Below are 12,560 nucleotides of genomic sequence, written 5' to 3' on the forward strand. Positions count from 1 at the left end.
GGCGGTTTTTTTATATCTAAAATGCTCTGCTATTCTAAAGCGCGCCGCTAGGGACGCACACAGCTGGGTCTGGGGTTAAATTCGCTGGCCCGAATCGGCAGCTGAATCACCTTGCCGCAACCAGGTGGCGCCTGCATACCGGTTTGCTCATTGATAAAGGCCCAACGAATACCTTCTGGACGCTCATCGGCTATTGACTGCGGATTAAGCTGACGCAGATAACGAATATACATCTCCAATGCCCCCACAGCACCGGTCAGGCCCGTGCTTTGGTTATCATCGCGTCCCAACCAGGCCACTGTCACTGTATTTTGATCAAAACCGCCATACCAACTATCGCGCAGATTGTTACTGGTGCCGGTTTTACCCGCCAACTGTATGGTAGGGAAATGCTTATTTAAGCGCTTGCCCGTGCCGTCTTTGGTCACCCGTTTCATACCATATTTGGTCATATACATGGCATCTTTGGGGAAGCGCTGCTGCCACTGAGGCTTATGCTGATACAGCAGCTTACCACTGTTGTCGGTTAGCGCAGAAATACTGGTTAAACGGGTATAGGCACCGTCGTTGGCCAAAGTAGTATAGAGCTGCGCCACCTCGTAGCTGGACAGCTCCAAAGCCCCCAGCAACAAGGAAGGAAACTGGTTAATATGACTTTCCACACCCAGGCCTTTCAAGGTGTTGGCCACCTTATCGACGCCAATATCAAGACCCAGATTCACCGCCGGAATATTAATACTGTTGCTAAAGGCCTTATACAAGGGTAAGGCACCGCGGAATTTATGGTCGAAGTTATCCGGACGCCAAACCTTACCGCGCTCGTCGGTGACTTCCAACGGCTCATCATGCAACAAGGTACCGAGATTATAACTAGGCACTTGCAAGGCGCTCAGATACACGGCCGGCTTCACCAAGGAGCCAATATTACGCTTGGTATCCAGCACCCGGTTAAAACCGGAATAGCGCATATCACGACCGGCCACCAGGGCCGAGACCCCACCCACCTGACGATTAACCGAAAGCATGGCTGCTTCAAGTTGCTCGGTTTTCGGGCGCTTCTCTAAATAAGGCAAAGACTGGGCGATGGCATCTTCCATGGCTTCCTGCTTTTGCAGTTCCAGGTAAGTAAAGACCCGCACACCGGCATCCAGAGTTTCCTTATCATTAAGCAATTCCTTCAACTGGCGATTAACCAGCTCCAAATAACCCGGGTAAGTTTTGTCTATATCCCGGCGCATGGGCGCCACATCCAAGGGACGATTAAGGGCATTGCGGTATTCTGTGGTGCTGATCAGGCCATCTTCCGCCATCAGCCTGAGCACCAAGTCGCGACGTTCCATGGTGCGCTCTTCATAGCGGCGCGGGTTGTAATAAGATGGCCCCTTAACCAAGGCCACCAGCAAGGCTATCTGGTCAAATTCCAGCTCGTCGATGGGCTTAGAGAAATAAAACTCCGCCGCCAGACCCATGCCATGCACACCCTTAGTGTATGACTGGCCCAGGTACACTTCGTTTAAGTAGGCTTCAAGGATCTCGTCCTTGGTATAGCGGTAATCAAGAATAAGGGCTATCAAGGCCTCGTTGATTTTGCGCACTAGTGAGCGCTCACGAGTCAGGTAGAAGTTCTTTGCCAACTGCTGGGTCAGGGTGCTGCCGCCTTGCACCGTACGGCCGGCGCGAATATTGACGTAAAGAGCCCGCATAATGGACCACAAGGACACCCCATGGTGCTTATAGAAGTCACGGTCTTCCACCACCAGCAAGGTGTCTTTTAGCAAGTCTGGGAATTTATCAAGTGGCACAAATTCACGGTCCTGAGTTTCGTCATTACCAATACGGGCAATTTGCACCGGCTCCAAACGAGCACTTTCAAGACGTTGACCTATATTGTTTTTGACGCTGGCGACCTTGTTGCCGCTAAAGCGCAGCTCAATAATATGCGCATCTTCATTGGCATCGGCAAACTCGAAGGCTCGACGATAAATGCGCAAGCGGGTTTTGCTTTGCTCATATTGGCCGGTGTGATTGAGCTTGGTTACCTGGGTATAGTTAAGGCGCGTAAGCTCCCACTCCACCTCCTCCATAGACAAGTATTGCCCCGGGTAAAAGGTCATGGCGCGGGCATATACCTGAGCCGGCAACTGCCATTTATTGCCCTCAAACTGTCGCGTCACCTTGGCATCAAGGTAGATCATATACAGGGCCACGCTGATCACTGTGACCAAGGCGACTCTCCAGGCTATGGAAAATAATCTCTTACCCAGGCGCCTCATTTTTGACCCAGGTGCGGCCTTAGATTTTCTCTTAGGTTGTTTCTTTGTCGGTGTTTTTTTTGTCGCCATAGGATTGAAAATGCGTGGCTTGAATGAAAAATTGGTGGAAGCTTAACATACTCATAAGCAAAATTAATTGCCAACGAGTATGCCAAGACAAGGTGCGGGTTAAGGCTAGCCGAGACTAGCTTAACTGGTACTGACTTTTATTAACTTATCCAAGCGCGGGGTTGCGCCTGACTAGCTTAGCGAGTTGATACCCATAGAGCGTGTATAACTGCAGGTAAAAAGAATAGGAAGCACAGAATAATATTGATAATTAAGTGCTTACCTACACCGGCCTTAAGAAATACAGCAACCGGCGGCAAAAAGATTGAAAGTATGATCAGCAGTAATTTATTGTCCATGTTTGGAACCTTTTAAAGGAACTTAAAATAAAATTATAGTCATAAAAAACGGCGAGACAAACTCGCCGCGTTAGCCAATATCCTATATTTAACTTGAACGTACCGATACAAACTCGGGATAGGCATCAATACCGCAATCATGTTGATCCATGCCATTGAGCTCTTCTTCCTCCCTGACACGGATCCCCACCGTGCTTTTTAACATTGCCCACACCAAAGAGGATGCAACAAAGATAAAGCCGAAGATACAGAAGATACCGATAAACTGGGTTGTATAGCTGGCCTCACTGTTAGACAGGGGCACCAGCATCAGACCAAGCGCTCCGCACACGCCGTGCACCGAAATAGCCCCCACAGGGTCGTCGATATGCATCTTATCCAAGACCACAATACTGAAGACCACCACCATGCCACCTATGGCACCAAGCAAGAGCGCCAACAAGGGTGATGGCGAGGCCGGATCTGCGGTGATCACCACTAACCCCGCCAGCGCACCATTGAGCACCATGGTCAAATCCGCCTTGCCCCAGTAGGTTTTACATACCAGTAAGGAAGCAATGGCACCGGCCGCCGCTGCAGCATTAGTGTTAAGCATGATTTTGCCCACCGCGGTGGCATTTTCTGCATCACTAATAAGCAGTTGTGAGCCACCGTTAAAGCCAAACCAGCCCATCCACAGGATAAAAGTACCTAAAGTAGCAAGGGGTAAGTTTGAACCGGGAATGGGATAGATTTCACCATGCTTGCCGTATTTACCGCGACGCGCACCCAGCATTAACACCCCGGCCAAGGCTGCAGCGGCACCGGCGCCATGCACTATACCCGAACCGGCAAAGTCGACAAAACCCATTGCCGACAGAAAACCTCCGCCCCAGGTCCAGTAACCCTCAATGGGATAGAGCAGGCCAGTCATAACCACGCAAAAGATCAAAAAAGCCCAGAGTTTCATGCGCTCGGCTACGGCGCCGGAGACAATGGACATGGCTGTGGCCACAAACACCACCTGGAAGAAGAAATCAGACTCCAACGCATGGTCTGCGTCACTGGCCTGAGTGCCAATCAAGGAGCCAAAGCTGGGCACAAAACCGCCCTCGCTGTTGCCTACATACATGATGTTGTAGCCAACCAGCAAAAACATGGTGCAGGCAATGGCATAAAGGGCGACGTTCTTAGTCAGGATCTCTGTGGTGTTTTTCGAGCGCACCAGTCCGGCTTCCAGCATGGCAAAACCCGCCGCCATCCACATAACCAGCACGCCGGAGATCAAAAAGTAAAAGGTGTTCAATGAGAATTGTAATTCAACTATGGTGTTTTCCATGACTGCGCCCCCTAAATCGCTTCTTCATCAAGCTCACCCGTTCGGATGCGCACGATTTGCTCAAGATCGAAAACAAATATCTTGCCGTCGCCTATTTTGCCGCTGTTGGCAACCCGGGTGATCAGCTCTACTACTCGCTCCACATTGTCGCTACGCGTAGCAATCTCGATTTTAATTTTGGGAATAAAGTCCACCCTATACTCGGCACCGCGGTAGAGCTCGGTATGTCCGCGCTGGCGGCCAAAACCCTTCACATCCACTACCGTCATTCCCTCTATTCCCAGCTCCGCTAACGCTTCTCGCACTTCATCGAGCTTAAATGGCTTGATGATGGCAATGATCATTTTCATATGGCCCCCTCGTAGGCAATTCGGTTTATTATTCTTCCTCCATATAAAATCAACCTTTGTGCCAAAACTGTTTTTCCTTAGTTAACAATAGGATATATTTTTGAGCGCATAAAAAACGCACCAACTTGGTGCGCTAAAAGAGGGTTTTAACCAAAGCAGTGCAGACCTGTTAATACAGCGCTGCATCAACTTAAGTCTGGGCTTGTTTAGCACGCTAATTTAAGGCGGGAATTGAATTACATTGCAAGGACAATGGACTCTTTGACTTTGTTATTCACCACAGCTAGGCTGCCACTTTCCCCTGCATTTAGAGACCCAAGTTATGGCAAAAATCATAGTATCCGGTGCCACCGGACTGCTCGGCCGCGCCCTTTTTACACACCTAACTCCCAATCATCAGGTGATAGGCCTGGGCTTTTCCCGCGCGCAGCCGCCCGTAATCAAGGTAGATCTATTTGATAAAGAGGCCATCAGCACCCTGTTCGCAACGCATCAACCGGACTTTTTTATTCATAGCGCCGCCGAGCGCAATCCGGATAAGTTCGATAATGACCCCGAGCAGAGCATCCAATTTAACTGCGCAGTCACCGAGCATATCGCCAAGTGCTGTGCGCAGTTCAATTGCAAGCTGATTTTTATTAGCACTGACTATGTATTCGATGGCCGCAACCCACCCTATGCTGAGGATGCAAAAACAAACCCGCTAAATCTTTACGGTCAATCCAAGGCACGCAGCGAAGCCTTATTACAGGCGCACTACCCGAGCGCGGCCATAGTTCGCATTCCTGTGCTCTATGGTGAGGTTGGTTATCTTGGTGAGTCGGCGGTGACCGTTATTGCTGAGCAGCTGCAAAAAGGCGCCACTCGCTTCGATAACGAATGTCAGCGCTTTCCCACCGACACAGCGGATATCGCCAATGCCTTAGCTGACGCCATAGCCACCTTGGGCGCTGAGCTAGAAGGGATCTATCACCTTAGTGCCAAAGAGCGCTTAACCAAGCTGGATATGGCTAAAGCCATGGCGCCGCTTTTGGGTCTGGACGCGAGCACCCTAAGTGCCGCAGCAACAGATACCATCACCAGCGCTACGCGTCCGCTGGATTGTGCCCTTAAAGACACCCGACTTGGCGCACAGGGAATTGAAATAAAAAGTGATTTTGCTAAGCGCATCGCCGCGGTGCTAACACCCCACTTATCGCAATAACTTGTAGTTTCCAGTGCAAGCTCCTTTAATGGAGCAAAGATAAAAACTAAAAGGTAAATCATGTTTTCAACCCATTTAAAAGCCGTGGCCCTGTCTTTGGCCGTGGTCATCGCCCCATCGGCTCTGGCCGAGGTAGACCAACATAATGCCGCGGCCCATGGTCGCCAAATCGATATCGACAGCAAGGTTATTACCGAGCATAAGGCCCGCATTAACGGCGAGCGTATTTCTTATAGTGCCGAAACCGGCACTCAGCCGGTATGGAATGAGAACGGCGATGCAGTCGCCACCTTGCACTATACCTACTACAAGCGCGGCGGTGTGGATGACGATACCAAGCGCCCGCTGTTGATTTCATTTAACGGTGGCCCGGGCTCAGCCTCGGTCTGGATGCACCTGGCCTACACCGGCCCCAAGGTGCTAAAAATTGACGATGAAGGTTACCCGGTACAGCCTTATGGCGTAAAAGAGAACCCTTATTCTGTCCTGGATGTAGCGGACATTCTTTATGTGAACCCAGTAAATACAGGTTATTCACGTGTGCTGGCCGGTGCCGATGGCAAGCTGCCTAGTCGCGATCAGCAAAAAGACATGTTCTTTGGCGTGAACGCCGACATTAAATACCTGGCCGAATGGGTAAATACCTTTGTCAGTCGCCACAATCGCTGGCGCTCACCTAAGTTTTTAATCGGTGAAAGCTATGGCACCACCCGAGTTGCAGGTCTGGCGCTGGCGCTGCAAAACAGTCAGTGGATGTATCTTAACGGCGTAGTCTTGGTATCGCCTACCGAGATTGGTATCAAGCGTGAAGGCCCGGTAGAAGCGGCCAACCGCCTGCCCTACTTTGCCGCTACCGCCTGGTATCACAAGGCGCTGGACGCCGAGCTACAAGCCCTTGACCTGGACGAGCTATTGCCTCAGGTTGAAGACTTTACCGTTAACGAATTGATCCCAGCCATAGCAAAAGGCGGCTTTATCGGCGCCGAAGAAAAGCAGCGTATTGTTGCGCAAATGGCCCGCTACGCCGGTGTATCGCCGACTTACGTGGAAAACAACAACCTGGATATTCCTACCTCATCATTCTGGAAAGAGTTGCTGCGCAGCCAGGGTAAAACAGTGGGCCGTCTGGACTCACGTTACCTGGGCATAGATAAGCGCAACGCCGGCGACCGCCCGGACTACTGGGCCGAGCTAACCTCTTGGTTGCACTCCTTTACCCCGGCCATCAACTACTATCTGCGTGAAGAGCTTAACTATAAAACCGACGTTAAATACAATATGTTTGGCTCGGTTCACCCTTGGGATCGCAGCAACAACAATACGGGTGAAAACCTGCGTTTAGCCATGGCGCAAAACCCTTATCTGAATGTGCTGGTTCAAGCCGGTTATTTCGACGGTGCCACCAACTATTTCGATGCCAAATACACCATGTGGCAACTTGACCCAAGCGGCAAGATGAAAGAGCGTTTGAGCTTTAAGGGCTACCGCAGTGGCCATATGATGTATCTGCGTCGCGCTGATCTCGAGAGCTCAAACAACGACCTGCGCGACTTTATTATCAATGCCCTACCGGCTGAAGGGGAAGCGGCCAAGTACTAGGGTCTGTTGACCTTTGTTGTTCGTTTCTGCAGCAGTTTGTAGTGTATTTATACAAGGCGGCACATGTGTGGTGTAGTTATTCTACATAAACATGTAACAACACAGTAGAAATGCGCTACAAGCGCTGCCCTACGGGTTCATCTAAACGCATCCTGCTCTGTGTTACTCGCTATGAACATAGGCGAGCAAGACCGAAGCAATGCTTCGCAGCTTAGCGAGGTGAGCGCATGGATGCGCGATGTAACCAAGCTTCATGGATGAATTTGACCACATAAATTAGTGATTATATTCATCAGAATGCGTTTAGATTGAACATAAAGTAAACCGCAAAGATAAACAGACCCTAAGCACCTGAGCTCAGCTAAACCGCAACAACGCCGCGCTTTTTAGTGCGGCGTTTTTTATTGCTTTTATAGCCTCTGCTTGGTTTTTTCTTTTTAAATAAAAGGATTTATACTCAAGCCTAAGTGTAACCGAGTCGCCGCTGGCACTCCCAATGATCACCATAGGAAATATATGAGTGAACAATATCGTCTGCTCTTTGCTCACCTAGATAAAGACCAAAGCATGGAGCAAGCCGCCAAGGCGCTGCAACAAAAACTTAAGTTGGCCGAGCATCAGGTCGAGGCGTTTTTTGCCGGCAAGGCCATTTTTCCTGCCAGTGAAAAGGCCAAGGCGCTTAAACAGGCCAAGGTATTGGCGAGTCTAGGTGTTCAGACCCGATTAAAGGGCATCGTCGTACCCGCGCAAAGTTCACAGCCGGGCGCCAGCGGGGCAGATGAACAAGTGCTTGCAGCCTTAGATTACATCACTAGCAGTTTGATCCGCCTTGAAGAGCGTTTAGACGATATGGATCAACGCTTTAGCGAACAGCTTCTGAGCCAGCAACAAAGCAAGGATAATGATGAACTGGCATTGGATCTCAGCCTGGATGATGAGTTAGAAACGCCGAGCCCGTCCCTGTATCGCCATCCGTTATTAATAATTATCCTGGTACTGATCACATTGCTGCTGGCCATACTAGGTGTGGACTATTTCTATCCCGAACTGTTTAAATTTTAATGTAAGATCACTATGCAATTTAACGAGCAACGTGTTGACATTCGAAAGCAAATGCGAAATTTACGCAAAGAGCTAACTCCAGAAGAGCAAAAAAGTGCCGCAAAAGCGCTGAAGATTAATATTTCTCAAGTTATAAAAGACCCAAAAAACGCTCGAGTAGGCACCTATATAAGCAATGATGGAGAACCTAGCTTAGACTATGTATTTCAATGGCTCTGGCAAAATAAAGCAACCCCGTTCTTGCCCATATTACACCCCTTTACCCAGGTGCATTTACTCTTCCAAAGGTATGAAGAAAATTCACCCATGACCACAAACCGCTATGGTATCTTGGAGCCCGAGTTGAATTGCAGTCATGTAAGCCCCGTTGCGGCGTTGGATTTTATCCTAACCCCCTTGGTGGCTTTTGATAGCCAGGGTAATCGCTTAGGCATGGGTGGTGGATATTACGACCGCACCTTTGCCCAGATACCGCCGGATGCGTCCCATCGCCCTAAATTAATCGGCGTGGCGCACCAATGTCAGCACCTAGATGCGCTGCCGGTGGCCAGTTGGGATGTGCCATTAGATTACATTGTCACCCCAGAGCGAATTTATTGCCCTCACAGGTAGTGGTACAATATGCACAACCTTAGCTATTAACTCATTTGCGAGCACAACATGACTCAAGACGAAATGAAAAAAGCAGCCGCCTGGGCTGCTCTCGATTATGTAAAAAAAGGCACCATAGTTGGTGTTGGCACCGGTTCAACGGTTAATCACTTTATTGATGCCCTGGCAACAATGAAAGACGATATCCGCGGTGCGGTATCAAGTTCGCAAGCTTCGACCGAGCGCCTAAAGGCCCTAGACATCGAAGTATTTGAATTAAATGATATTGATAGCCTAGACATTTATGTTGATGGTGCCGATGAAATCAATGCCGACAACGAAATGATCAAAGGCGGTGGCGCCGCGTTAACCCGCGAAAAAATCGTTGCTGCCGTGGCTAAAGAGTTTATTTGTATCGTCGATAGCAGCAAATTGGTCGACACCTTGGGCGATTTTCCACTGCCCGTTGAAGTGATCCCCATGGCTCGCAGCTATGTGGCCCGCGAAATTGTAAAACTTGGCGGTGACCCAGTTTATCGACAAGGCGTTGTGACAGATAACGGCAATGTGATTTTAGATGTGCACAACCTGCAGATCACCGATGCCAAGTCACTGGAACAGACTTTAAATCAGATTGTTGGTGTGGTTACCAATGGTCTATTCGCCCACCGCGGCGCCGACACTGTGATCATCGGCACGCCACAGGGCCCAACTACACGTTAGAGGAATGAGGAACATGAGTAAGGTATCGTTAGCAAAAGATAAAATTAAGATTCTCTTGCTGGAAGGCGTACACCAAAGCGCAATTGAAACACTTAAGCGCAACGGCTACAGCAATATCGACTATGTCAAAACATCGTTACCTGAAAATGAGCTTATCGAGCGTATCAGTGATGCCCACATTGTGGGTATTCGCTCACGCACGCAAATCACCGACGCGGTACTGGACGCGGCACAAAAACTGATTGCCGTGGGTTGCTTCTGCATCGGCACCAACCAGGTGGATTTAAGCGCCGCCAAACAACGCGGTATCGCCGTATTTAACGCGCCTTTTTCCAACACCCGTTCGGTTGCCGAACTAGTCCTTGGTGAAATCCTGCTGTTATTGCGCGGTATTCCTTTGCGCAACGCCATGGCTCACCGCGGTCAATGGTTAAAAACCGCCGAAGGCTCATTTGAGGCCCGAGGTAAAACCTTAGGTATTATAGGTTATGGCCATATCGGCACCCAGCTTGGCATCATGGCCGAAAACATCGGCATGACGGTGCAGTACTATGATATCGAAGACAAGCTTTCTTTGGGTAACGCCCAGCAGATCCAAAACCTGACTCAGTTATTACAAAGCTCAGATGTGGTGAGCCTGCACGTACCGGAAACACCGCAAACAAGAAACCTGATCGGCACCGCCGAACTGGCGGTAATGAAAAAAGGCAGCATACTGATCAACGCCTCACGCGGTACTGTAGTCGATATTGATGCCCTGGCCGAAGCGTTGGAAGATAAAAGCCTCTCAGGTGCCGCCATCGATGTATTCCCGGTGGAGCCAAAGTCAAACGACGAAGAGTTTATCTCGCCACTACGCCAATTCGATAATGTGATTTTGACTCCGCATGTGGGTGGCTCAACTCAAGAAGCCCAGGAAAGCATTGGCGTCGAGGTAGCTGGCAAGCTGGCCAAATACTCGGATAACGGTTCAAGCATGACGGCTGTAAACTTCCCAGAAGTAGCCCTGCCGGAGCTGGCTAACCGCAGCCGCCTGCTACATATTCACCAAAACCGCCCGGGTGTGCTAACACAGATCAACCAAGCCTTTGCCCAGCACGGTATCAACATCGCCGCTCAGTACCTGCAAACGGACGAAAGCATAGGCTATGTGGTTATCGATGTAGACAGCGACCACTCGGAAGTCGCACTAAAAGAACTGAGCGCCGTAGACGGCACCATTCGCGCCCGTATCTTGCACTAAGTTATCAACAGCAGTGCTCTGATGTGAAAAAGCACAGCCAAGGCTGTGCTTTTTTGTGCCTGTTTATTGGCTGACTAGTCCAAATCAGCGGCGCTGTGGCGCTCGCGCAATTGCTCATCTTCCTCGCCCCAAGTGCGATTAACGCGTCGGCCGCGCTGCACCGCCGGGCGTTGTTCAATTTTCTTCGCCCAGGCAAGCAGGTGACGATATTCATGCACGGATAAAAACTCGGCGGCATCATATGCCTGGCCCAGCACTAGAGCACCATACCAGGGCCAGATAGCCATATCGGCAATGGAGTATTCATCCCCAGCCATATATTCGTTTTGTGCCAGGTGTTTATCTAGCACATCTAACTGGCGCTTGGTCTCCATGGCGAAACGGTTTATAGGGTATTCCATCGGCTCCGGCGCATAGGCATAGAAGTGACCAAAACCACCTCCCACATAAGGGGCGCTGGCCATTTGCCAAAACAACCAGTTCATACACTCGGTTTTAGCCTGTGCACCTTGGGGAATAAAGGAAGAAAACTTCTGGGCCAAATACAGCAAAATAGAGCCCGATTCAAAGACCCGGGTTGCAGGCTCAGTGCTGGTGTCTAACAAGGCAGGAATTTTTGAGTTAGGGTTAATGGCCACAAAATCAGAGCCAAACTGCGAGCCTTCACTAATTTCAATCAAGAATGCATCATACTCTGCATCGCTTATCCCCTTGGCCAGCAGCTCTTCAAACATAATAGTTACTTTTTGGCCGTTGGGAGTGGCCAATGAATAGAGCTGAAACGGGTGCTGGCCGCGCGGCAGCTGCTGTTCAAAGGTTGCGCCTGATGTTGGTTTATTCAGACTGGCCCATTTGCCGCCATTTTCACTATCAAACTGCCAGACCTTAGGCGGAGTATAGGGTGTTGTGCTCATGAATGCTCCTTTGCATGATTTTTCGCCATTGAGCTACTAGACCTATGGTCGAAATAAAATATAACAAGGGGTGATCTGCTCTAAAGGTAAATCAAAGCGCTAGTTAGGTGCTGAACTTTTCGAGATAAGGTGCATCGTCCATATAATCTGAGATGGCACTGCTAAAATTCAAATGCAGGCCTGACTTTCTGGCTGTACTATATGTCTCCATAGCGTGAATATGGCTTTGAATAGCGTCACTTTGAAATTGCACATAGTGGACGGCTTGCTTGAGTATTAGCGCTATATCCTGCTCAGAGGGTGTCATGCCAGAGCATTGCTTGCTAAATTGCTCATCTATTTCTTCTAAAGCAAATCTCATCCAAGAGCTTGAAGATGTATACTCGGTAAAGTTTTTCCAAGCTAGGTCTCTGGCAATGAGTGCGGCTGAGCTTTTCCCTACCTTTGACTTATATGACCGATTGATCAGATAAAACACCCTTTTTTCTATTGCGGACAAGTCCTTATCATCCACTAGAGTGGCTTGCACCCAGCTTTCACAAACAGCAGCCGATACCCATAAGGAATGAGAGCCATTGCGCACGCTATCCTTAAAAGCCTCATCTTTTAGATCTATATATGTATTGGCAAGTTCAAGCAGCATCTCTTTACTATCTTTGTCTGTCAGGGTTCTTGCCAAAAACACCTTAGGCACAAGCTGAGCCAACATTTGGCTGATAGCAATTCTTACCGATTTCTTGAAGAAGCCATCCGTTGCTTTTTCAATTTTCACTATTTGTTCTAAGTTAGAATCCATAACTATCCAAGCGCAGAGCGCTAGTCAAAAAAACTCACCCACAAAAAAGCCGGGGCTGAATCCGTCTTTTCCTAAACACC

General features: G+C 49.3%; 12 protein-coding genes. 6 read left to right on the plus strand and 6 right to left on the minus strand.

Annotated features, from left to right (window positions below; genetic code table 11):
* Window positions 1–47: 47 nt before the first annotated feature.
* The 4 genes from mrcB to WCN91_RS00310 all read right to left on the minus strand — a co-directional run bounded on the left by mrcB (window position 48) and on the right by WCN91_RS00310 (window position 4,348).
* Window positions 48–2,342 (minus strand): penicillin-binding protein 1B, encoded by a 2,295-nt coding sequence (gene mrcB, locus WCN91_RS00290; RefSeq protein WP_425415987.1) that lies wholly within the window; start codon window positions 2,340–2,342, stop codon window positions 48–50.
* A gap of 176 nt (window positions 2,343–2,518) precedes the next feature.
* A complete protein-coding gene (locus WCN91_RS00300; protein ID WP_342675442.1) occupies window positions 2,519–2,680 on the minus strand; it encodes a YqaE/Pmp3 family membrane protein in 162 nt (53 codons plus the stop codon).
* Between the two features lie 88 nt (window positions 2,681–2,768).
* Window positions 2,769–3,998 carry an ammonium transporter gene (locus WCN91_RS00305; protein WP_342675443.1) on the minus strand — a complete coding sequence of 410 codons (1,230 nt, stop codon included), beginning with the start codon at window positions 3,996–3,998 and terminating at the stop codon, window positions 2,769–2,771.
* 11 nt (window positions 3,999–4,009) lie between these two features.
* On the minus strand, window positions 4,010–4,348 hold the full coding sequence (locus WCN91_RS00310; protein ID WP_342675444.1) for a P-II family nitrogen regulator: 339 nt from the start codon (window positions 4,346–4,348) through the stop codon (window positions 4,010–4,012).
* A 322-nt stretch (window positions 4,349–4,670) separates the two neighbouring features.
* On the opposite strand from WCN91_RS00310, the gene WCN91_RS00315 reads away from it, so the two are divergent.
* The 6 genes from WCN91_RS00315 (at window position 4,671) to serA (ending at window position 10,770) form a co-directional block, all read left to right on the plus strand.
* Window positions 4,671–5,552 carry a dTDP-4-dehydrorhamnose reductase family protein gene (locus tag WCN91_RS00315; RefSeq protein ID WP_342675445.1) on the plus strand — a complete coding sequence of 294 codons (882 nt, stop codon included), beginning with the start codon at window positions 4,671–4,673 and terminating at the stop codon, window positions 5,550–5,552.
* A gap of 60 nt (window positions 5,553–5,612) precedes the next feature.
* Window positions 5,613–7,151, plus strand: coding sequence for a S10 family peptidase (locus tag WCN91_RS00320; RefSeq protein WP_342675446.1), 1,539 nt, complete (start codon window positions 5,613–5,615; stop codon window positions 7,149–7,151).
* A gap of 516 nt (window positions 7,152–7,667) precedes the next feature.
* The gene (locus WCN91_RS00325; RefSeq protein WP_342675447.1) at window positions 7,668–8,213 is read left to right on the plus strand and encodes a hypothetical protein; all 546 of its coding nucleotides are present in this window, start codon (window positions 7,668–7,670) and stop codon (window positions 8,211–8,213) included.
* Between the two features lie 12 nt (window positions 8,214–8,225).
* Window positions 8,226–8,825, plus strand: coding sequence for a 5-formyltetrahydrofolate cyclo-ligase (locus tag WCN91_RS00330; protein WP_425415988.1), 600 nt, complete (start codon window positions 8,226–8,228; stop codon window positions 8,823–8,825).
* A 48-nt stretch (window positions 8,826–8,873) separates the two neighbouring features.
* Window positions 8,874–9,527 carry a ribose-5-phosphate isomerase RpiA gene (gene rpiA / locus WCN91_RS00335; protein WP_342675449.1) on the plus strand — a complete coding sequence of 218 codons (654 nt, stop codon included), beginning with the start codon at window positions 8,874–8,876 and terminating at the stop codon, window positions 9,525–9,527.
* 13 nt (window positions 9,528–9,540) lie between these two features.
* Complete coding sequence (gene serA / locus WCN91_RS00340; protein ID WP_342675450.1) at window positions 9,541–10,770, plus strand: phosphoglycerate dehydrogenase; 1,230 nt, start codon at window positions 9,541–9,543, stop codon at window positions 10,768–10,770.
* Window positions 10,771–10,844: 74 nt separating this feature from the next.
* Here the strand turns inward: serA and yghU are convergent, their stop codons facing one another.
* Window positions 10,845–11,684 carry a glutathione-dependent disulfide-bond oxidoreductase gene (gene yghU, locus WCN91_RS00345; protein WP_342675451.1) on the minus strand — a complete coding sequence of 280 codons (840 nt, stop codon included), beginning with the start codon at window positions 11,682–11,684 and terminating at the stop codon, window positions 10,845–10,847.
* A 103-nt stretch (window positions 11,685–11,787) separates the two neighbouring features.
* Window positions 11,788–12,480, minus strand: coding sequence for a hypothetical protein (locus WCN91_RS00350; protein ID WP_342675452.1), 693 nt, complete (start codon window positions 12,478–12,480; stop codon window positions 11,788–11,790).
* Window positions 12,481–12,560 lie beyond the last annotated feature (80 nt).

This window comes from Pseudoalteromonas qingdaonensis, from assembly GCF_038739665.1.
In the GTDB taxonomy this organism is placed as follows: Bacteria; Pseudomonadota; Gammaproteobacteria; order Enterobacterales; family Alteromonadaceae; genus Pseudoalteromonas; species Pseudoalteromonas qingdaonensis.